Origin of the sequence: Chelatococcus sp. YT9 (genome assembly GCF_018398315.1) — a bacterium.
Taxonomy (GTDB): domain Bacteria; phylum Pseudomonadota; class Alphaproteobacteria; order Rhizobiales; family Beijerinckiaceae; genus Chelatococcus.
Genome location: NZ_JAHBRW010000004.1, coordinates 13,271 through 36,478 on the forward strand (window position 1 = coordinate 13,271; position 23,208 = coordinate 36,478).

At 60.6% G+C, this 23,208-nt stretch carries 20 protein-coding genes and 4 pseudogenes; 15 read left to right on the top strand and 9 right to left on the bottom strand.

Features of this window, described 5'->3' with window-relative positions:
- The first annotated feature begins 124 nt into the window (after window positions 1–124).
- From KIO76_RS30420 to KIO76_RS30435, 4 genes are read left to right on the top strand one after another with little or no spacing between them, the layout of a single operon-like run.
- Entirely contained in the window at window positions 125–952 is an 828-nt protein-coding gene (locus KIO76_RS30420; protein WP_213327432.1) for a substrate-binding periplasmic protein, read from the top strand.
- A 51-nt stretch (window positions 953–1,003) separates the two neighbouring features.
- Window positions 1,004–1,663 carry an amino acid ABC transporter permease gene (locus tag KIO76_RS30425; RefSeq protein WP_213327433.1) on the top strand — a complete coding sequence of 220 codons (660 nt, stop codon included), beginning with the start codon at window positions 1,004–1,006 and terminating at the stop codon, window positions 1,661–1,663.
- Window positions 1,660–2,319: an amino acid ABC transporter permease gene (locus KIO76_RS30430; protein ID WP_213327434.1), complete on the top strand. Its 660-nt coding sequence runs from the start codon at window positions 1,660–1,662 to the stop codon at window positions 2,317–2,319. The genes KIO76_RS30425 and KIO76_RS30430 overlap by 4 nt, the downstream gene beginning before the upstream one ends.
- Before the next feature lie 41 nt (window positions 2,320–2,360).
- Window positions 2,361–3,092 (top strand): amino acid ABC transporter ATP-binding protein, encoded by a 732-nt coding sequence (locus KIO76_RS30435; protein WP_213327463.1) that lies wholly within the window; start codon window positions 2,361–2,363, stop codon window positions 3,090–3,092.
- 209 nt (window positions 3,093–3,301) lie between these two features.
- On the opposite strand, the pseudogene KIO76_RS30440 reads toward KIO76_RS30435, so the two are convergent.
- Window positions 3,302–3,418, bottom strand: a pseudogene (locus KIO76_RS30440) (transposase); the annotation flags it as partial.
- Window positions 3,419–3,469: 51 nt separating this feature from the next.
- Window positions 3,470–6,436: a Tn3 family transposase gene (locus KIO76_RS30445; RefSeq protein ID WP_213327435.1), complete on the bottom strand. Its 2,967-nt coding sequence runs from the start codon at window positions 6,434–6,436 to the stop codon at window positions 3,470–3,472.
- A gap of 163 nt (window positions 6,437–6,599) precedes the next feature.
- On the opposite strand from KIO76_RS30445, the gene KIO76_RS30450 reads away from it, so the two are divergent.
- The 6 genes and pseudogenes from KIO76_RS30450 to KIO76_RS30475 all read left to right on the top strand — a co-directional run bounded on the left by KIO76_RS30450 (window position 6,600) and on the right by KIO76_RS30475 (window position 11,674).
- Window positions 6,600–7,154 (top strand): recombinase family protein, encoded by a 555-nt coding sequence (locus KIO76_RS30450; protein WP_213327436.1) that lies wholly within the window; start codon window positions 6,600–6,602, stop codon window positions 7,152–7,154.
- Window positions 7,151–8,095, top strand: a complete 945-nt coding sequence (locus tag KIO76_RS31275; protein WP_249730266.1) for a hypothetical protein — start codon at window positions 7,151–7,153, stop codon at window positions 8,093–8,095. The genes KIO76_RS30450 and KIO76_RS31275 overlap by 4 nt, the downstream gene beginning before the upstream one ends.
- 9 nt (window positions 8,096–8,104) lie before the next feature.
- Window positions 8,105–8,848, top strand: a complete 744-nt coding sequence (locus tag KIO76_RS30460; protein WP_213327437.1) for a DUF6118 family protein — start codon at window positions 8,105–8,107, stop codon at window positions 8,846–8,848.
- Window positions 8,849–9,229: 381 nt separating this feature from the next.
- The gene (locus KIO76_RS30465; protein ID WP_213327438.1) at window positions 9,230–9,841 is read left to right on the top strand and encodes a recombinase family protein; all 612 of its coding nucleotides are present in this window, start codon (window positions 9,230–9,232) and stop codon (window positions 9,839–9,841) included.
- A gap of 55 nt (window positions 9,842–9,896) precedes the next feature.
- Window positions 9,897–10,426 (top strand): annotated as a pseudogene (locus tag KIO76_RS30470) (transposase).
- Between the two features lie 207 nt (window positions 10,427–10,633).
- Entirely contained in the window at window positions 10,634–11,674 is a 1,041-nt protein-coding gene (locus KIO76_RS30475; RefSeq protein ID WP_213327439.1) for an ABC transporter ATP-binding protein, read from the top strand.
- 206 nt (window positions 11,675–11,880) lie between these two features.
- Here the strand turns inward: KIO76_RS30475 and KIO76_RS30480 are convergent, their stop codons facing one another.
- The 5 genes from KIO76_RS30480 to KIO76_RS30500 all read right to left on the bottom strand — a co-directional run bounded on the left by KIO76_RS30480 (window position 11,881) and on the right by KIO76_RS30500 (window position 16,832).
- Window positions 11,881–12,018, bottom strand: coding sequence for a hypothetical protein (locus KIO76_RS30480; protein ID WP_213327440.1), 138 nt, complete (start codon window positions 12,016–12,018; stop codon window positions 11,881–11,883).
- Between the two features lie 9 nt (window positions 12,019–12,027).
- Window positions 12,028–12,858, bottom strand: a complete 831-nt coding sequence (locus KIO76_RS30485) for a carbohydrate ABC transporter permease (protein ID WP_213327441.1) — start codon at window positions 12,856–12,858, stop codon at window positions 12,028–12,030.
- Entirely contained in the window at window positions 12,855–13,793 is a 939-nt protein-coding gene (locus tag KIO76_RS30490; RefSeq protein WP_213327442.1) for a carbohydrate ABC transporter permease, read from the bottom strand. Before KIO76_RS30490 ends, KIO76_RS30485 begins: the two co-directional genes overlap by 4 nt.
- Window positions 13,794–13,871: 78 nt before the next feature.
- A complete protein-coding gene (locus tag KIO76_RS30495; protein ID WP_213327443.1) occupies window positions 13,872–15,143 on the bottom strand; it encodes an ABC transporter substrate-binding protein in 1,272 nt (423 codons plus the stop codon).
- A 72-nt stretch (window positions 15,144–15,215) separates the two neighbouring features.
- Window positions 15,216–16,832 (bottom strand): hypothetical protein, encoded by a 1,617-nt coding sequence (locus KIO76_RS30500; protein WP_213327444.1) that lies wholly within the window; start codon window positions 16,830–16,832, stop codon window positions 15,216–15,218.
- A gap of 449 nt (window positions 16,833–17,281) precedes the next feature.
- Here KIO76_RS30500 and KIO76_RS30505 point away from each other — a divergent pair.
- A pseudogene (locus tag KIO76_RS30505) lies at window positions 17,282–17,434 on the top strand (tyrosine-type recombinase/integrase); the annotation flags it as partial.
- Between the two features lie 169 nt (window positions 17,435–17,603).
- On the opposite strand, the gene KIO76_RS30510 reads toward KIO76_RS30505, so the two are convergent.
- Window positions 17,604–18,335 (bottom strand): FadR/GntR family transcriptional regulator, encoded by a 732-nt coding sequence (locus KIO76_RS30510; protein ID WP_213327445.1) that lies wholly within the window; start codon window positions 18,333–18,335, stop codon window positions 17,604–17,606.
- Between the two features lie 297 nt (window positions 18,336–18,632).
- Window positions 18,633–19,031, bottom strand: a pseudogene (locus tag KIO76_RS30515) (transposase); the annotation flags it as partial.
- On the opposite strand from KIO76_RS30515, the gene KIO76_RS30520 reads away from it, so the two are divergent.
- The 4 genes from KIO76_RS30520 (at window position 19,018) to KIO76_RS30535 (ending at window position 23,117) form a co-directional block, all read left to right on the top strand.
- Window positions 19,018–19,296, top strand: a complete 279-nt coding sequence (locus tag KIO76_RS30520; protein WP_213327447.1) for an oligopeptide/dipeptide ABC transporter ATP-binding protein — start codon at window positions 19,018–19,020, stop codon at window positions 19,294–19,296. The pseudogene KIO76_RS30515 and the gene KIO76_RS30520 sit on opposite strands and share 14 nt — an antisense overlap.
- Before the next feature lie 121 nt (window positions 19,297–19,417).
- Window positions 19,418–21,097: a thiamine pyrophosphate-binding protein gene (locus KIO76_RS30525; RefSeq protein WP_213327448.1), complete on the top strand. Its 1,680-nt coding sequence runs from the start codon at window positions 19,418–19,420 to the stop codon at window positions 21,095–21,097.
- Window positions 21,090–22,319: an L-2-hydroxyglutarate dehydrogenase gene (gene lhgD, locus KIO76_RS30530; RefSeq protein WP_213327449.1), complete on the top strand. Its 1,230-nt coding sequence runs from the start codon at window positions 21,090–21,092 to the stop codon at window positions 22,317–22,319. The genes KIO76_RS30525 and lhgD overlap by 8 nt, the downstream gene beginning before the upstream one ends.
- 72 nt (window positions 22,320–22,391) lie before the next feature.
- Window positions 22,392–23,117: a ribonuclease activity regulator RraA gene (locus KIO76_RS30535; RefSeq protein WP_213327450.1), complete on the top strand. Its 726-nt coding sequence runs from the start codon at window positions 22,392–22,394 to the stop codon at window positions 23,115–23,117.
- The last annotated feature ends 91 nt before the right edge of the window (window positions 23,118–23,208 follow it).

Consider the following 23,208-nt stretch of genomic DNA (forward strand, 5'->3'; position numbering starts at 1 on the left):
TTCGATCGCATACATCGACGTCTTTGGCGCGCTACTTTGCGATTGTGTCGTAGAGTTGAGAATAAATTCGATAACAGCGGGAATTTAAGCTTATCGTTCCACGATATCTCGGGAGGAAATTCGAATGAACAGAAGCAGAATCTTGGCCGCACTTGGCGCACTCAGCCTTGTCTTGATCAGCGGTTTCTCCGCAGCTCAAGATTTGCCGCAGCCCCCTGCTGCCGGCGTCAGCGCGCGGGTAGACGCCATCAGGAAGGCTGGCGCTCTGCGCGTCGGCGTCTTGGCGAATAGTCCGTGGCTGATTCAGAACACCGAGGGACAAGGTGAGCCTTGGAGGGGGCCGGCTTGGCTGCTCGCCAAGACGTATGCTAAGCTCCTGAACGTGGAGTTGCAGGAGGTGCCGGTTTCGTCGGAGACTCGCATTCCGGTGCTGGCATCCAACCAAGTCGATCTAACAATAACCGCTCTCAGCGAGACGCCCGAACGTCTGAAGGTGCTTGATTTTATCAACTATTCCACCACCAGCAACTGCCTCATCGGGCGTAAGGACAATCCCAAGCTCGCTAATATCACCTCGATCGACGAACTCAATTCGCCGGACATGGAGATCGTGTATGTCACTGGTGGTCCCTATCTTCCTTGGCTGAAGGCGCGCCTCCCCAACGCTCGCATGCGTGGCGTGACGGACTTCCTGTCCGAGGTCATAGCCGGCCACGCCGACCTGGGTCCCTACAACAAGATCTCGGCGGGCGTACTGCTCAAGAAGAATCCGGACGTGATAGCTTTCCCGAGGGAGAATAACTGTCAGGACAGCAAGGAGCAGCTGATTGATATGGGCATGGGAGTCGACAAGAACCAGCCGGAATTCCTAGCTTGGACTCGCGCTGTAGCTGACGCGATGAAGGCCGAGCTCAGCGCGGAAGAAGCGCGTGCCATAGCGTCTCTAAAATAGGTTCGGAAGGCGGGCGGACTAGCGGTCGCCTGCTTTCTGAGAGCGTTTCGGATGTTTGATTTCTCAGTATTATCCCAGCTGCCGTTCCTTCTCAGCGGTTTCGAGATCACTGTCCTATTGGCGCTGACCACCGCGGTTACGACAACGGTGACGGGGCTCGTCCTAGCCATCGGGCGCCTCTACGGCCCGAAGTGGCTGAGCGTAATAGTGACCTTCTATATAGATACCATGCGCGCCATTCCCGAACTGGCCGTGCTTGTCTGGATCTATTTCTCGGTCCCCATTCTTATCGGTCTGCCCCTGCCGCCTTTCTGGGCGGCGCTGTTGGCGATGACGATCCAGGTGTCAGCCTATGCCGCGGAGATGTATCGCGCCGGCATCACCTCCGTTCGTCGCGGCCAGACGCAGGCCGGCCTCTCCCTTGGCATGTCGGGCTGGGAGATTCTGACCCGCATTCTACTGCCGCAGGCCTTTATCCGAATGTTGCCAAACTACGGCTCGTTTCTTACCGTGGTCATTAAGGACACAGCGATTGCATCTATGGTTGCCGTTCCCGAGCTCATGCGCAATTCGGAGGCTCTCGCGATGCAGATATACCGGCCGGTCGAACTCTACACGATCGCCATCATCTTGTATTTTTGCCTGCTGTTCCCGACCACACGTCTGATCAACATAATCTACCGGCGCATCGCGCATCTGGGGCGTTCATGAAATACGACTGGTCGGTTGTATGGGAGTATCGCTGGGAGCTCTTGGGCGGCGTCTACGTTACCTTCATCATCGCGCTATTGACCATGGCGATAGCGATTCCGCTGGGGATCGCGGTGATGATGCTGCGACAATCCGGCAACGCGGTGCTGCGCTGGTGCGGCGGCTTCTTTGTCGAGTTCTTTCGCAACATCCCGCTGATACTGCTTGTTGTCTGGGTCTTCTACGCGATTCCGATCTTCTTTGGAGTGCGGATGGGCAACTTCGCGACTAGTGTAACCGCGCTGGTTCTCGGCATTGCTGCCTACAACGCCGAGAATTTCCGCGCTGGTGTAAACTCCGTACGGCGCGGCCAGTCAGAGGCAGGTCTGGCACTCGGCATGAGTCAGTGGCAGGTGACGCGCGTGGTTGTCTTGCCGCAGGCGATCCGCCGCGTTGTCCCGGTGCTGGCATCGACCTGGGTCTCACTGTTCAAAGCGACTTCACTGGTCTCAGTGATCAATGTGGTGGAGTTGAGCTATGTCGGCACGGCCATCCGCGGCGAGACATTCCGCGTCCTCGAGATCCTCACGGCGGTGGCCGTGATATATTGGCTATTGGGATACCCGCAGGCGAAGCTCGCCGATTTCCTGAACCGAAAATATGGAGTCGTCGAGTGATTGCAGATCTGCCTGCGCGCAAGAACCAGGACGCAGTCCCTATAATCCAGTATGTGGATGTCGCCAAGAGCTTCGGCTCGGTCCAGGTGCTGAACGGCGTCAACGGGCGCGTTAACAAGGGAGAGGTCGTCTGTCTGATTGGACCGTCCGGCTCCGGGAAAACGACCCTGCTACGTTGCACCAACGCACTTGAAATCCCCACCGGCGGCCGGATCCTCTTCGAGGGGCAGACCGTTCCTTCCGAGCCGAAGAAGGCTAAGGTCGTCCGTCGGCACATGGGAATGGTGTTCCAGAGCTTCGAACTGTTTCCCCATATGACGGCGCTTCAGAATGTCATGGTGGGACCACGCACCGTGATGAAGATCTCGGCAAAGAAGGCGAAGAATCGCGCCGAAATGTTGCTCGGAAAGGTCGGGCTCTTGCATAAGTCGGGCAGCTATCCCAGCGAGCTATCCGGCGGGCAGCAGCAGCGTGTGGCAATCGCCCGCTCGCTTGCGATGGATCCCCGCGTCATGCTGTTCGACGAGCCAACCTCGGCGCTTGATCCCGAAACGGTTGGCGAAGTCCTCGGTGTGATGAAACAGCTGGCGCAGGAGGGCATGACGATGGTTGTCGTGACCCATGAGATGTCTTTCGCGCGCCGCGTAGCCGACTGGGTCATAGTTTTCGACAAGGGTCAGATCATCGAGCAGGGCCCGCCCGTGCAGATATTCGAACAACCGCTTGTGAAGCGGACCCAAGACTTCCTCGGTCATCTAAGCTGGGGCGGCTGAGTCACCCCGCAATGCCGGTACATCGACCCGGCGCGGTTCAGGGGGCGAAATGACACCCCTCATGAGCGATTTAGGTTTTCCGGACACGGTTAAGCTACCCCGCCTGCGCTTGGTTGGTCAATTGATATAGCCTGTGCACGGTGCTGGAGATGCTGACCGAATCGATGGTTTGTCATACTCTCATCCGCGGATTTTTAACCGACTGACTAGGACCAACTCGCCTCGACCATCATGGTGCGAGCCAACGCATTGCCAATCTTCGTAATGCGTCCGCGCCTTGTCGTGCTGCCGCTCGAATGCTCACTCGGCACCAGTCCCAGCCAGGCGTCACGACACGAAAGTGGTGAATCTGTCCGACATTTGAGAACATAGAGTGATCAAGCGGCCAGCATGGACGTTTCTCGCCGAAGTGGCCTGAGGTCGAGGCTGTCAGTCGGGGTCCAGATGTAGTCGCCGGTGAGGCTGATATGCTGCCATCCGAGCGGGGTGATGTGCTTGATCACGTCGGCAGGCGTGGCAATGCCTTCGCGATTGAGCTCGGCGAAAGTCGGTTCGAGATATAATGTGTTCCAGTAAACGATGGCATTGATAAGCAGGTTCAGCCCGGACGCCCTGTAGAACTGGCTCTCGAAGGTTCGGTCCCGCAGTTCTCCGAGCCGATTGAAGAACAGCGCCCGGGCCAGGGTGTTCTGGGCCTCGCTCTTGTTGAGGCCGGCGGTGGCGTTCCTGCGCATTTCAGGGTTCTGCCACCATTGCGGCAGGAAGATGGATCGATTGATGCGTCCGATGTCGCGCAAGGCGAGCGCCAGTCCGTTTTGGCGCGGGAACGCGGACAGTTTCGCCAGCAAGGTCGAAGGCCGCACCTGCCCGGAACGGATCGTGGTAACGAGACGCAGGATGTCATCCCAGTTTGCCTTGATCCGTTCGACGTTGATGGGTTCGCCGACGAGCGGTACGAGGTTTTCGGGAGGCGTGTCGCCCGGGAATAGATAGAGCCGGCGATCCTTGAGGCCGCGGAACCGGGGCACGAGCTGGAACCCGACAAGATGGCAAAGAGCGAAGCTCATGTCGCTGACCCCGCCGGTGTCGACATAATGGGTTTCGATGGCGAGATCGCTGCCATGATAGAGCAGACCGTCGAGAACGTAGATGGCCTCGCTCGCATTGGCGTTCATGGCGATGATGTGGAAAGCGCCATACTGGTCGGAGGTGAAGCGATAAAACTTGGCGCCGGGGTTAGGGCCATAGCGGGCGTTGAGATCGCCGATCGCCTCGGCGTGCCCTCCCGCCGGAAAATACTGCCCGTCCGAGGATGAGGTGGTCCCGTCGCCCCACAGCCTTGCAAGAGGCAATTGCCTCTGGGCATTGACGAGGATGGCATGCGCGCCGGTGTAACCCTCCTCCCGGATATGCCAGTCGTGCGCCCAGGCGAGCTGGCGCATCGTCAGCCCGGGGGAAACATCCGCCATTCTGGTGAGTCCGAGGTTGATGCCGTCCGCCAGAACGGCGGTAAGCAGGGCAAGCTTGTTGTCGGCCGTGCGCCCGGTGCGCAGATGGGTGAACGCATTCGAAAATCCCGTGCGGGCGTCCACCTCAAGCAGCAGGTCGGTGATGCGGACGGCAGGCAGCCGGTTTTCCACCTTCGGTTTCAGCGCCTTCGCGATGTCCGGGAACATGGCCTTGTGCGGCGTGATGCTGAAACCCGCGTCGGCCAATTCGACATCGTCGAGCTCACCGGCTTCTGCCAGACGGGAAAGCTCGCTCAGCCCGTCGTTCAAGGTCTGGCGCTGTTGCTTCAGATAGATTTCTACATCGGTATCGACTGCGACCGGAAGCGGACCTTCCTCGCGCATCAGCTCGAATGTCGGCGCGGGAATGAGGAAGCTCTCGAAGGACTGGAATCGCTTCGCGCCCTCCACCCAGACATCGCCGGCATCGAGGCGGCGTTTCAATTCGCTGAACAGGCAGAGTTCATAGGCCCTGCGATCGATCTTGCCATCCTGCAGGATGAGCGGCATCCAGCCTTTCGGTGCAAAGGATATGGGAGCTCTGTCGGGTATCGCTCTTTTCCCTTTGCGGTACAGATCGGCGACCATGGATAGCGCGCGCAGGAGATTCGCCGCCACGGCGTGGCCACGAAACACGAACGTTGACAGGAATTCCGGCGCCATTTTCCGGATTGTCGGATAGCGCTGGAGCATTTCGATCTTGCCGTCGATGATGTCCGGGGCAATGAGCGTGTCGACCGCTTGGACACTGGTCGTGAAGGTCGGCCATTGAATGACCGCTTCGAGCGACCTGCCGATATCCTCGCCCTTCTGCCTGGCCTCGATGATTGCGTGGCAAACTTTCGAAACGTCCTTCAGCGGCTTCTGAACCTCCCGGACGGAACGGGTGATGCGGGCGGTCGCCTGATTGTCGGCTCGCCGCATCATGGCGCCGATTAGCTTTTTGAACACGTCGATTGCGGAATCGGTCAGATGGCGGGAAAGATGCAGGACCGTTGCTGCCAGCACGGCGTGCCGGCGTTCGGGATTGAGGTCGCGCGAATGCTGCGCGCTCATCCGCATCCCTTCTGCGGCGAGTTCGTCAAAAACTTTGGCCGGAATGCGCTCCATCAATTCCATTGGCAGGTTCAGTGACCGAAGAAGCTGAACGCGTTCAGCTATCCTGTCGAGATTGATGGCGGTAGGCGACAATGCCGGTGTTCTCGCCCAAGCAAGGATGGTCACGTTCGTCCCCGCACGCGGGTCGAGAAGTTTGTGGAGGTTACGTTTGTGGCCTTCCGAAAGCCCGCCAGCCAGAGCCCGGTGGGCGATGCGGATGCCACGCCGGATTGCAACGTGGATGATGGCTTCGAGTGCTCCGCGCGCCGGCAGGAGAATTCGCCGACGTCGCAATTCCTCCACAACCATATCCGCCAAAACATCGGCCCGGCGCAGGGTTTGCGCAGCCGGCGTCAACCAGCCGGTCAGTGCCCGCACGTCCGAAGGCGCAAATGGGCGCATCTTCATTTTCTCGAAAAGCAGGGCGAGGTGCTCGCGGCGTGTCTGCGGGCGCTCGAAATATCGGTCGATCTCGCGATGATCGGCGCCGATCTGCCGGGCCAGGAACCGCAAGACGCCGGAAGGCAGGATCTCACCATCCGCGAGCGGCCTGCCTGGAAAACGCAAAATCGCCAAAACGCAGGCCAGACCCAGGCGGTTCGCTGCACGGTTCTGCCGCATGATCAAATCGAGATCCGACTGGTCCAGCGTGTAATGTTTGGCGATCTCTCTTTCGTCGTCCGGGAGCGCTGTTGCCTGGCACCACCATGTTTCGCTCAGCAATGCTCTTCGAGCCATTCATCACCCTCCCTTTCATCGCGGACGCTGCACCGAAGTGGAAAATGCCTGTCCGGGAAACGGTCGTTTCGCGGCTTCCACAGATTCCGTCCGTAAATCTTGCCATTCGACGGCAAACCGGACATTGTCCGAATTCAATGGGAAAGCGGACAACTCACACGTCATGACCTCGATCGGCTACGCAAGGGTATCCACCGGCGACCAGGATACGGCGCTTCAACTCGATGCGCTGCGCAAGGCGGGCTGCGAGAAGCTGTTCGAAGACAAGGCATCGGGTGTGAAAACCGATCGGCCGGGGCTTGCCGAAGCTGTGCGCTATGCCCGAGACGGCGACACGCTTACGGTCTGGAAGCTCGATCGCCTGGGCCGATCGATGAAGCACCTGATCGAGATCGTCACGGAATTGGAGGCCAAAGATGTCGGCTTCCGATCTATCACCGAAAACATCGACACCACGACACCCGGCGGTCGCCTGGTCTTCCATCTGTTCGGGGCGCTGGCCCAGTTCGAACGCGATCTCATCCGGGAAAGAACCCGCGCCGGACTACAGGCAGCAGAGGAAAGGGGTCGGCGCGGAGGCCGGCAAGCTGTCGTCACGCCGGAGAAGCTCGCTAAGGCCCGCCAGCATCTGGCTGCCGGCCTCAATGTTCGCGAAGCCGCCGCGCGTGTGAAAATCGGCAAGACCGCGCTCTACGAAGCCCTCAAAGCCGAAAAATGAGCCGCACCCACCGTCAAACCGGCGTGAGTTCTTCATGCGTTCTCAAATGTCGGACAGATTCATCACTTTCGTGTCGTGACGCCCACGGGGATCTCGCCCAGGATCGGGGCGGCGATCGGCAGCACCGCCGCAGCCTGTTCGCGGGCTTGCGGCTCGGGCGCGGAGGGACGGCCGAAGGTCCGCAGCAGGACCGCGCTTCGCCGGCCCAGGAGCGGCCGCAGACGGCCGAGACGCCCCGGCGCGGCATGTTCGACGGCTTGAAGCTCAACGCCCGCTCTCAGCCTTCCCAGGATCGCGGCGAGGCATCGGCCGGGCCGGTAAGGGAAGAAGGCTTGGCGTCGGCGCCGGCGCAGGATCGGCAGGGCGGGCGCTTGCGGCCGCCGTCCGACATGGAGCGCGCGGTTGACCGCTATGCGCGGGCATACGATGCGGCCGACCGCAACGCGCGGCAGGGCGTTCCCATCCTCGAAGCGCAAAAGCGCGAGATTCGCGCAGCGGGGCTTGGGCTCGACCAGGCCCGGCCGGGAACGGCGGCGCTCATGGCGTCGGCGCTGGAACAAGACCCCGGCACGCGGCGGGCCATGACGGAGCTTTCCGGCCGGGATCGCGTCGGGCAGCTCATGGCCGGCATGGAGCGGGAGCGCACGGCGCTGGCGGACCCGAACGTCAGGGCCGACCGCTTCGTGGACCGCTGGCAGGAGCTACAGGGACAGCACCGGCAGCTTCGCGGCTGGCAGCATGACAAGGTGCGCGAAAAAGTCGAGGGTGTCATGCGTGGCATGGTCAAGGTCCTTGAGCGCGACCCGCAGGTGGAATCCATCCTGCGCAATCGCCGGCAGGACCTCGGCATCGGCCATACCCGCCAGGGCGAAAGCCTCTCTCACAGCATGGAGCAGAGCCTTACGCGCGGGCGCGGCCGGAGCATGGGGCTTGAACGGTAGGGAGACGCCATGACGGACGACAGGGAGAGATTCGAGCCGCAGGCCCCGGCCGAGGACGCCGGCGACCCGGCCCAGGCGTTCGAGGCGTTGCGGCGATCGGTGGAGAAGCTGACCCGCGACCTTGGCGGCGAAATGACCGTCATCCGGCGCGGCGTGGAAACGGCGTTCGACCAGCTTGAGAAACTACAGCAGCCGACCGACTACGGACCCGATCTCGGCCGCATCGTCCAGCAGCTCGCCCATGTCGGTGAACGCCTTGAGGCGGTCGAGCAATCGCCGGTGCTGCGCAACGGCCCGGAACATTACGCCCGCGCGCTCGAGCGCGGCGGCGAGAGCCTGGTGGGGAGCGCCGCGCAGCACATCGGGCGACAGGCGGCCGACCTCGAGCGCACCGCCAACAATCTCGCCCGCCATGTCGCCAGCGCGCGCGAGCGCCATATTCAGGATCGTTGGTTGTGGGGCGCGGGAGCTGCCGGCCTGGCCGCCGGCGTGCTGTTGACGCTGTTCGCGCCGCGCGTGCTGCCCGGATCGGTCGATATGGCCGTTGCCTCGACCGCCATGAACGCCGATCGGTGGACGGCGGGAAGCACGCTCATGCAGTCGGGCGACCCCAAGGGCTGGCGCGGCGTGGTCGATGCGAGCAACCTGGTGCGCGCCAACAGGGACGCGCTCACGAGCTGCGCCGAGGCGGCCGCGAAGGCGAAGAAGGATCAGAGCTGCACCATCACCGTGCCGACACCGGCGCAGCAGTAGAGGAACGAGGCATGGCGCGAATTAAGTGCGATCGGTGCGGTTTCGACGGCCACAGGCGATGGACCGGCGAGCGGAAATGCCCGTCTTGTGGGGAAACCTGCAAGGTCAGGGTTGAGATCCGAATCGTCACCGCCGTAAAGGGGCCGCCGGTCACACCTGGGGGCAAATTTACGGTGGTTGTACTGGCGAGCAGTTCGAGCGTAATGGCTTGCAACCGTGGGAACAGGCGGGGCATAGATGACGTCGTCGACGACAGCGACAGCATGTCCGGAAACGGACGATTCCGTACAGGGGTAAAACAACCTGTCCACAAATTATCTTGACAGGCTTTCGAACAGTAGGGGTGTTTTGGACACCATTTTCGGACGAGATTGACCTCGCATGTCACGCACCTTTGCCTATGTCCGGGTCTCCACGATCGGGCAGACCACCGAAAACCAGATTCAGGAAATCGAAGCCGCGGGCTTCCAAGTCGAACCGCGCCGGATCACCACCGAGACGGTTTCTGGCAACACCGCCATCGCGCGGCGCAGAGGTTTTTCCCGGCTTATGGATAAGCTGGAGGCCGGCGACATTCTCATCGTGACCAAACTCGACCGCCTCGGCCGCGACGCGATCGACGTCAGCACCACCGTCAAGGTGCTCGCAGAAATAGGTGTGAAGGTCTATTGTCTCGCACTCGGCGGGGCCGACCTCACCAGCTCGGCCGGCACGATGACCATGAACGTCCTCAACGCTGTCGCCCAGTTCGAGCGGGATTTGCTGATTGAGCGGACACAGTCCGGCCTCAAGCGCGCAAAATCGGAAGGCAAGGCCCTCGGTCGCCCCTCAACGCTTACCAGCGAACAGAAGCAGGATGTTCACGACGACCTCGCTAAGGGGATGAGCGTTTCGGCCATCGCACGGAAAGTCAGGACCAGTCGGCAAACCATCATGCGGGTTCGCGACGAAGGTTCACGGTCCGGCCTTAGTGTCTGCTCCAAAAAGAGGTGAGTGATTTCAGTTGGTTATGATTCTGTCGGATTGCTGAGATTCGACGGAGATCATTATGCCCTGGACCGAAACCACTTGCCCTCACTATGAACGGCGCTGCCGGCGCTACGCAAGCGACCTGACGGACGCGGAGTGGGCGCTGGTCGAGCCGCTGATGCCGACGCCGAACCGGATCGGCCGCCCCCGCAAGACGGACCTGCGCGAGGTCGTGAATGCGCTGCTTTACATGGCGTCGTCGGGCGGGCCATGGCGGCTTCTGCCGAAGGACTTCCCACCATTCTCGACGGTGCAGAAATACTTCTGGCGCTGGCAGGACGAAGGATTGCTGCGCACGATCAACAATGAACTGGTGATGGCGGCGCCCTGCAAAAGATCGGCAAGTTTACAATGGAGATCAGCAAGCGCTCGGACAGCGCCAAAGACTTCGAGGTCCTGCCACGCCGATGGGTCGTCGAGCGAACCTTCGCCTGGCTCGGCCGTTGCCGAAGGCTGGCAAAGGACTTCGAGCGATCCATCGAATCCGCTCAAGCATGGGTCCTCATCGCAAACATCCGCATGCTCACCCGAAGGCTCGCAAGGCACTGAAATCACGCCGATCATTATGATTCAGACACTTAGCGTGTCTGCGGAAACAGATCTTGTTCCGACCTGAACTGTGTTTGTGCATTCGTGTACGTGTCTACAAATAGGCATCACCCCTTGCCCTCACTTCCTTTCTCACAAAATTGACGGATTCGAATAACCCTTCTACGATCATCGATCGTATCGCTTGGTGATTGTAGGGATAAATCCGTGGCAAGTGTAAGTATAAGCAAGGCTGGAAAATACTACGGAAACGTCGAAGCGCTGAAGGGTGTGTCGGTCGACATTGAGGATGGCGAGTTCGTGGTATTGGTGGGTCCTTCGGGCTGCGGCAAGTCCACGCTTCTGCGTATGATCGCCGGCCTTGAAGATATCAGCGCGGGAGAGATCGGTATCGGCAACCGCGTCGTCAATGAGATAGCACCAAAGGACCGTGATATCTCTATGGTGTTCCAAAACTACGCGCTTTATCCTCACATGACTGTAGCGCAGAATATGAGTTTTTCTCTGAAGCTGAAGGGAGTACCAAAGACCGAGATCAAGCAGAAGGTCGACCGCGCCGCACACATATTAGGGCTCGAGAAGCTCCTAGACCGCCGCCCTCGCCAACTTTCGGGCGGTCAGCGCCAGCGCGTTGCAATGGGCCGCGCAATCGTACGTGATCCGCAGGTCTTCTTGTTCGACGAGCCTCTTTCTAACCTTGATGCCAAGCTCCGCGTACAAATGCGGGCGGAGATCAAAGAGATGCATCAAAGGCTGAAGACCACCACCATCTATGTGACCCATGATCAGGTGGAAGCCATGACCATGGCCGATAGAATCGTGGTGATGAAAGACGGCGTCATTGAACAGATCGGGTCTCCGCTTGATCTTTACGACAAACCGCACAATATATTTGTTGCAGGTTTCATCGGTTCGCCTTCGATGAACTTTATCAAAGGCTCAGTTGTCGATGGGAGTTTCAGAACAACCGACGGCATTCTGCTGTCCTCCGTGAATGCGCCAGCAAGCGCGTCAATTTATGGCATACGCCCTGAACATCTGCATCTTGCAAACAACGGGTTCGAAATCGAGGTGGTTGTGCTGGAGCCGACGGGCTCGGAAACGCAAATCATTGGCCGTCTCGGAACGCAGCATATCACCGGAATCTTTCGCGAACGAATCAACATAGAGCCAGGAAGCAAGATCAGGGTGACGCCAGACCTGAGTGTGGTGCATTTGTTCGACTCAAACGGGTTGAGGGTAAACTGACTGAGCTCTAGAATCCGGGAGGCCTTCGCAGCTGTAAACATAACCTAGCATAATGAACCATCTGGAGACCCGCATTACCCTTGCGGAATGAGCGGACGGTTAGGTTTTGGATCCGGATTGCGGGTTTGCGGTCGGTCGAGGATGCCGCCTTTGAGCGTCGGAGCGCGCCGCCTGCGGGTTTCGCTAATTCCCGGACAGTTCCGGGATCAGATTTGGCGGTCGGTTCTCGGCTGCGCCGTTCTGGTGTCGCCGTAGCCCAGTCCTTCCAGAACCTCCAGCGGGTCACCGATTTTGCTCAGCTTCTCAAGATGCTCCGACAGCCCGAATAGCGACCGCTGCTCCATCCATGGTCCTCACCCCTTCACTGCACCGCCGGTCATCACTCGCATAAGCTGGCGGTGTAGCAGCAGCACGAGGACAAGGGCCGGCGCCAGATGAGCGCTGGCCATGGCCATCACCGCGCCCCACGCCACCCCGTCCTCATTGTCGATGGCGATGGCGATAGTGACCGGCGCCGTCCGCGCCGCTGAAGACGTAAAGACCAGCGGGAACAGGAATTCGTTCCAGGTACCAATGGCAACGACGAGGGCGATGGCGGCCACGGCGGGCATCACTAGCGGTACGGTGATCCGCACAAAGGCGCCCAGGCGCGAGGCCCCATCGATCATCGCGGCTTCCTCGAGCTCTACGGGGACGTCGTCGACGAAAGTCTTGAGCAGCAGGGTCGCGATGCTGATTGCGAAGGCGACGCCCGCCATCACGAGCGGCGTCAGAGTGTCCAGCCAGCCCAGCGCATTGAAGACCGGAAACAGCGGGATGATAATGATGATTGGCGGGAACATGCGGACCAGGATCATCAGGAAGGCGGGAAAACGTAGCCACCCCGAGCGCAGGCGAGAAAAAACGAATGCCGCGCCTAACGCCATGACCATGGTGATGACGGTCGTGGTCAGCGTGACCACGACGCTGTTGCACAGATGTCGCCAGAAAGAGGGGAAGAGCCTCGAAATGGCCTCGTAATTGGTGGTTGTCGGCAGGGCAACAAGCGTGGGCGGATATGACCAGATGAGGTTGGGCGGCTTGAATGAGCCGCTGACCATGAAGGCGATCGGAAAGGCGGCCCACGTCACGGCCACTGCCAGCAGACAATAGATTCCAAGCCAGCCCAGCGGGTTGCGGGTCATTTGGTGCTTCCCTGCGTGTCGTACATGTTTTTATAGGTGCGCCAGATGATGGCGAAGGCGAGCACCAGCGTCACCGCCAGCATGATCCAGCCGACGGCCGCGCCCATGCCGAAATCGAAGTTACCAAAGGCGGTCCGGTACAGATAATGGGAGAACAGGGCTGTCGATCCTCCCGGCCCGCCGCCGGTCATGGTTTGGATGATGTCGAACTCGCGCACCGCAAAGATCGTCTCGAACAGGGCAACGATGGAGATCGCCGGCACGATCAGCGGCAGCTTGACCGACCAGAAGATTTGGAACGTGCTGGCACCATCAATCCGGGCCGCTTCCTTGAGCTCTACGGGCACCGAGCGCAGCGCGGCGAAGAGGATGATCGCGATGAAGGGAAATCCCTTCCAGACAGCCACGATCACCACCGCGATCATCGAGGTGACTGGATTGGCGAGCCAAGGCACGCTAGGCAGGCCGAGCACGGAGAAGATATAGTTGGCTAGCCCGTAGGAAGGATCGAGCAGATATTTCCAGCTCACCACCGCAACAATCGGGCTAACCGCAAAGGGAGCGATGAGGATAGCCATCCACAGTGCGCGGAGCGGCAGCTGATTGTCGAGGAGGATAGCGATGCCCAGGCCAACCAGCAGCTGTAGGCTGACCACCACCACGACATAGGCGATGTTCCGGATCGCCACGACCTGGAAGCTGGGATTGTCCACAAGCGAGACGAAGTTGCGGATGCCTACGAAATTCGGGTCGAGGCCAGGCGAATAGTCGGTGAGCGCGGTCCACAGCAGGCTGAACGCCGGCACGACTATGAAGGCGACCAGCAAAAGAGTGGTTGGGGCGAGAAGCGCGAGTGCCAGCCCATTCCGGCGCCACCAGCGGCCGCCTCGGTCCCCTGTCCCGCGGCTGCGGGCAAGGCCCCGCCTGTCGATCATCGGCATCTCGTCTCACTTGCTCCTCGGAGGTCGGACCCGCCCACCGTCTCGCGGCGAGCGGGCCATGTTGCAGACAGGTTAATTCAAAGTCTCCCTGAGCTCAGCGGCGAGCCGATCGAGCGTTTCCTGGACAGGGGCACCATTGATGACAATTTCCTGGACCGCCTTGCCGAGCTGGTCGGTAGCTTGGCCGAGCCGGGGATGACCCGGAAGCGGAGCGGCGGAGATGGCCAGGGTATCGGCACCGACCGCGGTCGCAGGATTCGTCTCGCCCATTTTTGCGAGCGTGGAATAGGTGCATGGCGCGTTGCCGTTGACGATCATCTGCTGCTCCACCTTGGCTGAGGCCAGATGGCGCAGCAGGTCATAGGCCATGTCCTTGTCGGTCGAACCCTTGAGGATGCCGACACCCCAGTAGAACATGTTGCTGGCACTATAGTCCCGCTCGCCGGTGCGGGCCGCTTCGGCCAGGGGGATATGGGAGGGGCGGATATTGTCCGCCGCCAGATTGCCTCCGCTCAGATAGCGGGTGCCGTTGCTGTCGGGGGCCATGACCATGGTGAGGCGCCCGTCGGTGAAAAGCTGATCCACGTCCACAGTAGACCAGTTCGGCGGCATCAAGCCCTCCACGTACATGCGGCGCAGCAGGTTGACCCCTTCCACGACCGCGGGGCTGTTCACGACCACCTCGCCGGTATCGCTGACGATCTGTCCGCCGAACATGGCGGCGAAGGTGGCGAGAGTGCCCGGAAGCTGGTTCATAATGCCACGGACGCCGAAGCCGAAGACCTTTTCCCCATTGGGTTTCTCGAAGGTGCCGCGCTTGGCCGCCTCGTAGAGTTCTTCAGCCGTCTTCGGCGGCGCCGCAATTCCGCGCTCAGCCATGAACTGGGTGTTGTTCCACATGATGAACACGCCGCAGCGCAGGGGCAGCAGGTAGTGCTTGCCATTGATCGTCCCAGCTTTGACCGGGGCGTTGATCCAGTTGTCCGGGAAGCCCTTTATCGGCTTGGTGGAAAGATAGTCGTCGAGCGGTTCGAGAAAGGCGGCGATGCGCGGATTGGCGGTGCCCTGTGAGACGAAGATCAGATCCTCGACCGACCGGTTGAGGGTACCGAGACGCGGCAGGGCGTCTTGCACCTCGCCGCTGGGCACGGCGTTAATGATGATCCTCACCCCGTTCGTCTCCTCGAACGGAGCCAGCGTGTCCACGCCGTTGGCAGCGCCGACACCGCGCATGGCGGTTTCGTGTGCGCTCGCAGATATGATCACAAGCTGATTGTCCTGCGCTTGCGCCATCCCCGCGAACATGCCCACCGAAAGTACCGACAATAAAAATGTGTATTTCATCCGTTCCTTCCCCTTTGTTCTCGATCCCGTCCCGCACAGGGCATGGGGCCAGACGGTGAGATCCCGGTAGTCCTAGCTACCGGTCGTATCGGTTGCGCCAGTAAAACCAGGCCCACCGGCCGCCACGAAGCCGTTACTGGCGCCGTTCGGCGCGGTGCTGACCCAGAAGCTGTAGAGCGAGCCCGCATCGAGGCTGAAGGCGAAGCGCAATGGTCGACCCGCCAGCCCCGCCAAGTCGGCCCCGACGCGCCAGCGCACCGCCTGTTTGGTGGAATCGGCGATCAGCGGCTCGCAATCCTCAAAGCCGAAGCCGTCCAAGGGCCGGCCAGATGGGTCGAGCACCGCGACACGCAGCTTTCCGCCATTGGCGATGGCAGCGTTAACGAACATCCAGTTGCCGGAAAACACGACCGGTTTGGTGATCAGCAGGCCAGGATGGGCCTCTGCGGGATCGTGCGAGACATCCTTGGCGATCATCTGCCGGATACCGACTAGGGGCATGGTTCGTCCTGGCCCGTCCATCGAGGCGAAGCCGTCTCGCCGCAGGGTGGCGTAGCCGATCGTCGCATCGGCATAGGGACCGCCGCCTTGGGCGGGCGATACCCCGGAAAAGCCAGTGAAATAGAAGCGCAGCGTGTCCCCGATGACGAGGCAGATGCCGCCGGCGGCGTGAAGATAGCCGCGATTCCAGGTGTCGGGCGTGCGCGAGCAGCGCAGGAAGGCTTGCCGGCTCGGCCGCTGCCAGTCGAACCCGTCGCGGCTAGTCCCCAAAAAGAGATCGAGCGTCTTGGGCACGCCCGCGGCATAGGCCTCCTCATTGGGGGGGCCAAAATAAATGCCGAACAGGCCGATCATGATGCTTTCATAAGCAACGCAATCGAGCTTGTAGAGCTCGGGCCGCCAGTGCAGCCCCGGGTCGGGTCGATCGAACCGATCGGCCGTACCCAGCAGCTTGATGTCGTCATAAGTCCACTTCGCCCCGGCGACGAAGTCACGATGGGCGACATAGCTGCGTGAGCGCCCATAGTTGCAGGTCTTGGAGCGGATGCTCCACACCCACTGCCCGGAAAGTGCGTTATAGAACATGCCTGAGTTGTCACCGCAGGGACCGGTCTGGCCGCGGAAGGTCCAGTCCGTGCCGTTGGGGGACGTGTAGATGTAACCCTTTTCGGGCTCGGTCGGAAGGGGATCGGGGTTGCCGCGCGGCCAATGGCCATCGGTGCGCCGATAATAGAGGAAAGCCTTGAACCGCTCGTCGCGGCTGGAGGCCTCATGATCCAGCCACACGGTACAGCCGTTCCGGCGATAACCTGGAACATGGGGCAGAACGCGATTGGTGCCCGCCTGCCCCGCCAAGTCCGGGCGCGTCCAGTGTATGCCGTCCGCGCTATGGGCGTAGGCGAGCGCGTCGTCATAGCCCGCCATGTACCACATCTTGTAGAGGCGATCCTCGGGATCGAAAAAGACACCGTCGCTGAACAGGGCCGTGGCCGGCATGACGCCATTATTGCGTTCGAGAGCCGTTTCCGGCCGCATCACAGGAGAGTCGGCCGAGACGGCCGGACGATGGTGGCTGCGCACCAGCGAGGTGAAGTCGATCAGCAGATCGTCGACGAACAGCTGACGGCCGCGGTCAATCGACAAAGCCCGGCCGTTCCTCGCCGCAGCGGAGATCAAGTCCTCGAACATGCAAGCTCCTCCTCCAGCCGAAGCGAGGCAGTGCGCCTGCCTCCTCCTCGCTCCGGTCAGCAGGGGAAGGTTAGATAGTAGCCGGAAAGTTATCAAGCTAATTTGTAACTCCATCTGACAGGAGCGAAATAAAGGGATTCATCAGCACCAGTCTCGGTCTCACGTCACTGGGATCCCCGGAGCGCCGGAAAGTCATGCCGCCAGATCGTCGTGGCCATTGCCATGCGGAACGGCGATCTCGCGGCGACTTGCATGCGCTATCATCTGAGCCAAGCACGCCGCCGGCTGACGGACATGAATCGTCAACCTTCGAGCGGTTTTCTGGCGGTTTGAATCATGAGGGATTGAACGAGGCCGCTGACGCGGCATTAGGTGGGACGGTTTGCGGGTGACGCTTCTATTTTGAAGGATTACGGCTATTGAAGCGCGATCTTGAGAAGGATCAAAAGATGGCCGAGTTGAGCCCGCTTCGTCGGCGCATGATTGATGACATGACGATCCTCAATCTTGTGGCCGGCCTAAACCAGACGGTGTGCGCGTTGCGGTTCTTCTACGGCGTGACGCTCTGCCATGCCGAGATTCCGGAATGGATCCTTTATGCCCCATCTGCGTGCGTAGTATAATGGTTGGAAACTGCCTGTGAAGTTGCCGCTCGCGTTCATAATCACAAATGGGGCCGGAGCCGGATCGAACTGATTTGACGATGACCACACCAGGTTCGATAATGGCGGATTTGGAGGACGGCATCATCGATCCGCAACTCCTCCGAGGCTATCGCGACGCGTCGGTTATGCGCCCTCGGACCTGCCATAGATGGTACATCATGCAGGTGCGCGCGCCGTCCTCATCGCGAGCCAGGATGGCATCGAAGATATCTTGGTGTTCTCTGAACACCTTGGCACTGCGCTCCCGTGGGCGGATTCTCGTTATGCGCGTCATGATCGAGATCGAGCTGATCATGTGGTGCTTGAGCGCTAGCAGGTACTGTGTGAACAGCTCGTTCTGAGTCGCCTGTGCAATCTGGAGGTGGAAATTGAAATCCGCTTCGGCGCTGTCGCTGCCTTGGGTCAGCGATGCCTCTAGTTTGGCCAGCGCCGAGGACAGCGAAGCCAGCGACGCGTTCGTGCGCCGCCGGGCGGCTAAGCGCGAGATTTCCGGCTCGATACAGAACCGCACCTCGAATGTCCGCATATAGAGCGCCAAGTTTACCGGCGCCGGCCCGGCCCCTATTTCGCTGGGTGGTAGTCGATTGACGAATGTTCCGGCGCCGCGGCGCGAGGAGATGATGGCGTCTTCTTGCAAGCGCTGCAGCGCTTCGCGGACGACGGGGCGAGATACCCTGAATGCAGCGGCGAGCTGACCCTCGGTGGGCAGCCGATCGCCCGCCTTGTACTCCGACGCGGAGATTTGTTGAATCAATTGGTTATAAATTTCGTCGGAGAGCTTACGTTTTTTTGCAGCGGCAAAGTTGTGGAAATGACCGTCTGGCTGCACGTCGACCATTGAGTACTCCGGCTTGTTTCCAAGGCTCGGCACTTCGCCGACTTTGATTATACCAGCTTATAGCATGAAACAAAAAGTTGAGCATGGTAGTCTGTTCGCCGCTGTAGGCAGTTGCAGGTCGCAGCATGCAGAGCTTGGTGGAGGAAGATTTGTGCCCCGTGTTCTCTTGGTGCTTCTGCCAGCAAGCACCGTCATCTAGGGAAAGCGTCACGCTCCTTACATGTTATAAGATAATAGGGTTGACAACTTTTAGGATTGCCCTCATCGTCACCCGGACTAATGCAGGCCTGTGGGGGTTCATCTGGAATTGATGAGTGCGGCGGCAAGGTAGATCATCGCTTTGAAGCTGTGGTCGGTTTTGTCGGCTCGCATTGCGATGCGCTTGAACTCCTTGAGCTTGCAGAAGAAGTTCTCGATCAGGTGCCTCCACTTGTAGAGTTCGCGATCAAGCGGCAGCTTCCGCGTTCGGCGCTGATGCTGTGAGATGACGATCCTTGCGCCGCGTTCGTTGAGATCGGCAATGATGGTGTCGCTGTCGAAGGCCTTGTCAGCGATCAGGCCGCCGAAATTGATGCCCACAAGCAGCGGCTCGACGCCAACCGTGTCGAAGCGATGGCCGGGCAGCAGGTCGAAGCGCACGAGATTGCCCAGCGCATCGGTCAGCGCGAGGATCTTGGTCGTCATGCCGCCCTTGGCGACGGAGGTGTTCCGAGGCCAGTATCGAACCATCCTCAAGGGGGATCCACCCAGCCCCGCCCATCCTCCCAGCGGATGCCGCTTTCATACCCGCTGCTCCTTCGCGAGCGACCGCTGCCGCCAGGAGGAGCCGCAGCTGCGAACGCTGGCTGGGGGAACCGGACAGGTGGCCTGTCACTATGCCGAGCAGCTGCAACTGGACGGCATCGATGTGGATACCCACCGGTCGGCCGAAGCAAGACCCGCGCCGTACCGTCTTGAGTAATCGCCGTCATGTCGTCGCATCCGGGAGCCCGGATGCCGTCCTTGACGTGCCGGCTCAACAAGTTGAGTGACTTATCGGCCAGGAAGAGGCTTTAATGAAAATTTTGGAAAACATCGATCGAATGCAAGGGACCGAACGCAGTCGAACCGGCGGTCAGATCCTCGTCGATCAGCTGATCATCAATGGTACGGACCGTGTGTTTTGCGTTCCGGGGGAGAGCTATCTTGCGGTTCTCGATGCGCTCTATGATCGGCGCGACGAAATCGCGCTCGTCAATGCGCGTCACGAGGCGGGCGCTGCTAACATGGCGGAGACCTACGGCAAGCTGACCAATCTTCCGGGGATATGCTTCGTCACCCGCGGACCCGGCGCGTGCCATGCGGCGGTCGGCGTTCACATCGCCCATCAGGACTCGACGCCGATGATACTGTTCATCGGGCAGGTTGACAGTGGAACGATGGACCGCGAGGCCTTCCAGGAGATCGATTATCGGCAGATGTTCGGGCGAGTTGCGAAATGGGTGGCCCAGATCGACAGCGCCAAGCGCATTCCAGAATATCTCGCCCGGGCTTTCCGTGTAGCTACTTCAGGGCGGCCGGGGCCGGTGGTACTGGCGATTCCTGAGGACGTGCTTGCAGAGAAGCTCGTCGTACCTGACGCTAGGCGTGTCGAGCCCATCGCGTTTGGGGTTTCCGAGGAGCAATTGAGGGCGGTAGGAGAGCGGCTGTCCGCAGCCCAGCGGCCACTTGCGATCGTCGGCGGCTCGGGATGGACCAGACAGGCCTGCGACGATTTCAGGCATTTCGCTGAGGCCAATGGCCTCCCGGTGGCGACATCGTATCGGCGGCAGGACGTTTTCGACAATCGCTCTCCCAATTTTGCTGGAGACCTCGGAACATCCGGACCAGTCGAACTGATCCGGCGGGTGAAGGATGCGGATCTGTTGTTGGTAGTCGGCGCTCGTTTGGGCGAAATGACGACCCAGAGCTACTCGCTACTCCCGCCCTCGGTCCGCCAAGTGCTGGTGCATGTGCATCCAGGGGCCGACGAATTGGGACGCGTCTACCAGCCAGATCTCGCTTTGAACCTGCCGCCCGAAGCCTTTGCGTCAGCACTGCGCGGCGCAAAGTGGCTGGATACAAAGCGACTTACCGCATGGCGGCAGGCGGCAAACGCCGACTTCCTCCGTGCTAATGCCTCGCCGGAAGGGGCGGGCGGGCTGGACATGGGGCAGGTGCTTTCAGCCCTTGGTGACCGGCTACCCGAGGACTTCATCCTGACCCTCGATGCGGGAAACCATACCCATTGGCCACAACGCTTCCTGCGTTACGGCCGGCCAAATCGGCAGCTCGGTACCACCTGCGGATCCATGGGGTACGCAGTGCCAGCCGCAGTGGCGGCGTCGATCACGTATCCTGATAGACTAGTGATCGGCTGCGTCGGCGACGGCGGATTTATGATGAGCGGCATGGAACTCGCGACAGCAATGCAGCATGGCGGAAAACCGATCATCATTCTGTTCAACAACAGCAGCTACGGCACCATCCGGATGCATCAGGAGCGCGAGTATCCGGGCCGCGTATCGGGTACCGACCTCGTTAACCCCGATTTCGTCGGCATGGGGCAAGTGATGGGGGCATATGCCGAGCGGGTTAGCACCACGGAGGCGTTCTTCCCGGCATTCGAGCGGGCCGTGGCTGCGAAGCGAGCCGCGCTAATTGAGGTGGTCACCGAGGTCGAGCAGATCACCACGCGAACGACGCTGACCGAGCTCCGCGCGCGTAAGGCGAACAATGGCTAAGCCGGATACGAGGGCAGATATCGTCGTTGTTGGCGGCGGAGTCGTCGGGCTCGCCTTGTGTCGCGAGCTGCTGTCGCGGAACGGCGATCTGCGGGTGGTTCTGTTGGAGAAGGAGCCGGCGCTCGCAGCGCATCAGACGGGCCGCAATAGCGGGGTGATCCACGCCGGCATCTATTACCGGCCAGGCAGCCTCAAGGAACGCCTGTGTAAGGCGGGACATCGCGCCACGATCGAGTTCTGCGAGCGTGAGGGCATCCCCTTCGAGCTTTGTGGAAAGCTGATCGTCGCCACCGACGACAACGAGCTAGGCAGGCTGGAGACGCTGTATCAGCAGGGGACTGACAATGGGCTGCCGCTGGAGAGGCTTGATGCCGTGGCGTTACGCGAGCGCGAGCCCAATGTTACTGGCCGGGCTGCCGTGCTGGTCAAGAATACCGGCATCGTCAGCTACACGGCCATCGCCGAGGCCATGGCGGCGGGCATAGCTAGGTCGGGCTCCGAAGTCCACAGATCCGCCAAGGTGCTCGATATCCGGGAAGAAGCGGATCAGGTCGTGGTGGTTACACAGGACAGGGTCCTGCGCGCCGGGCAAGTTGTCGTCTGTGCCGGGCTGGAGGCCGACCGGCTCGCCCGCCTGTGCGGTGTCGACGTCGACTTTCGGATCATTAGCTTTCGCGGCGAGTACTTTCGTCTCGATGCGCGATACAATGATATCGTGCGGCACCTGATCTATCCCGTGCCTGATCCGGCTTTGCCCTTTCTAGGTATCCACCTCACCCGCATGATTGGCGGCTACGTGACGGTGGGCCCCAACGCGGTGCTGGCGCTCGCGCGGGAGGGATACCGTAAGTCGGACATCGATCTACGCTATATGGGCGGTCTCGCTGCCTATAAGGGCTTCCGTCGCCTGCTGCGGACCTATCTCAGGGCCGGTATTACGGAGATGGTGAACTCGCTCAGCGAGCGGCGCTATGCCGCCTTGTGCCAGCGCTATTGCCCGTCTATTTCCGTCGACGCCTTCGAGCCCCACCCGGCCGGCATTCGGGCGCAGGCAGTGCTGCCGGATGGATCGCTAGCACACGATTTCCTTATCAAGAGAACGTGGCGCACCGTTCATGTCTGCAATGCGCCGTCCCCGGCGGCGACCTCGGCGATCCCGATTGCAGGCTATCTCGTAGACCACGCCATGTCTGAGTTAGGCATTCGCGCAAAAGACGCCTAAGGGCTGCTTCGATTTCCTGCAATCTAACTTCGGGCCTCATCGCGATGAACCCGACATCTTTGAGGACCACGCATGACCGACTACATCCTGTCTGACGCAATCCGCGCCAAGTTCAAGGCAATCTCGACCGCGTCGATCGCCACTGCTCTCTACAAGCGTGGCCTACGCAACCAGTTTATCCAAGGTGTTTCTCCCGTCTCCCACAAGGCCGAGAATATGGTCGGTCAAGCCTTTACGCTGCGCTACATTCCGGCGCGCGAGGATCGCAATCCGATCACCGTCTTCCGCAATGCGGACCACCCGCAGCGCGTTGCGATTGAAACCTGCCCGGTGGGCCATGTCCTCGTCATGGACGCCCGTAAGGACGCTCGCGCCGCCACGGCTGGGTCGATCCTGGTCACCCGCCTTGCACTGCGTGGGGCTGCCGGCATCGTGTCCGATGGCGGCTTTCGTGATGCCGAGGGTATCGGTGCGCTCGACATGCCGGCCTATTGCGCCAATCCGTCGGCACCGACCAACCTGACGCTGCATGAGGCGCTCGACATCAACGTACCGATCGCCTGCGGTGACGTGGCCGTCTTTCCCGGCGACGTCCTAGTCGGCGATGGCGATGGTGTGATGGTTATCCCCGCGCATCTTGCTGAGGAGATCGCCGAGGAATGTATGCGCATGGAAAGCTACGAGACCTTCGTTCTCGAACAGGTGCTTGACGGTGCCGGCATCATTGGCCTCTATCCCTGCACCAAGGAAGAGCACGAGAAGGCTTACGAAGCTTGGCGGACGAAGAACGGCTGCTGATTGCAGGCTATTATCCGGGTCCTGATGGTGCTCGCCCCCCGTCGCCAATCCGGCAATGTCGGGAAATTCAGCGAAGAGTCTTCTGAAGGCG

Excerpts from the sequence above, each read along its gene's own strand:
- KIO76_RS30430 (WP_213327434.1), top strand. The coding sequence starts at position 1,660 with ATGAAATACGACTGGTCGGTTGTATGGGAGTATCGCTGGGAGCTCTTG.
- KIO76_RS31275 (WP_249730266.1), top strand. The coding sequence starts at position 7,151 with ATGAGCCGCACCCACCGTCAAACCGGCGTGAGTTCTTCATGCGTTCTC.
- KIO76_RS30520 (WP_213327447.1), top strand. The coding sequence starts at position 19,018 with ATGCCGCCCTTGGCGACGGAGGTGTTCCGAGGCCAGTATCGAACCATC.
- KIO76_RS30535 (WP_213327450.1), top strand. The coding sequence starts at position 22,392 with ATGACCGACTACATCCTGTCTGACGCAATCCGCGCCAAGTTCAAGGCA.
- KIO76_RS30495 (WP_213327443.1), bottom strand. The coding sequence starts at position 15,143 with ATGAAATACACATTTTTATTGTCGGTACTTTCGGTGGGCATGTTCGCG.
- lhgD (WP_213327449.1), top strand. The coding sequence starts at position 21,090 with ATGGCTAAGCCGGATACGAGGGCAGATATCGTCGTTGTTGGCGGCGGA.
- KIO76_RS30525 (WP_213327448.1), top strand. The coding sequence starts at position 19,418 with ATGCAAGGGACCGAACGCAGTCGAACCGGCGGTCAGATCCTCGTCGAT.
- KIO76_RS30500 (WP_213327444.1), bottom strand. The coding sequence starts at position 16,832 with ATGTTCGAGGACTTGATCTCCGCTGCGGCGAGGAACGGCCGGGCTTTG.
- KIO76_RS30490 (WP_213327442.1), bottom strand. The coding sequence starts at position 13,793 with ATGATCGACAGGCGGGGCCTTGCCCGCAGCCGCGGGACAGGGGACCGA.
- KIO76_RS30480 (WP_213327440.1), bottom strand. The coding sequence starts at position 12,018 with ATGGAGCAGCGGTCGCTATTCGGGCTGTCGGAGCATCTTGAGAAGCTG.
- KIO76_RS30510 (WP_213327445.1), bottom strand. The coding sequence starts at position 18,335 with ATGGTCGACGTGCAGCCAGACGGTCATTTCCACAACTTTGCCGCTGCA.
- KIO76_RS30485 (WP_213327441.1), bottom strand. The coding sequence starts at position 12,858 with ATGACCCGCAACCCGCTGGGCTGGCTTGGAATCTATTGTCTGCTGGCA.
- KIO76_RS30420 (WP_213327432.1), top strand. The coding sequence starts at position 125 with ATGAACAGAAGCAGAATCTTGGCCGCACTTGGCGCACTCAGCCTTGTC.
- KIO76_RS30450 (WP_213327436.1), top strand. The coding sequence starts at position 6,600 with ATGACCTCGATCGGCTACGCAAGGGTATCCACCGGCGACCAGGATACG.
- KIO76_RS30445 (WP_213327435.1), bottom strand. The coding sequence starts at position 6,436 with ATGGCTCGAAGAGCATTGCTGAGCGAAACATGGTGGTGCCAGGCAACA.
- KIO76_RS30425 (WP_213327433.1), top strand. The coding sequence starts at position 1,004 with ATGTTTGATTTCTCAGTATTATCCCAGCTGCCGTTCCTTCTCAGCGGT.
- KIO76_RS30460 (WP_213327437.1), top strand. The coding sequence starts at position 8,105 with ATGACGGACGACAGGGAGAGATTCGAGCCGCAGGCCCCGGCCGAGGAC.
- KIO76_RS30465 (WP_213327438.1), top strand. The coding sequence starts at position 9,230 with ATGTCACGCACCTTTGCCTATGTCCGGGTCTCCACGATCGGGCAGACC.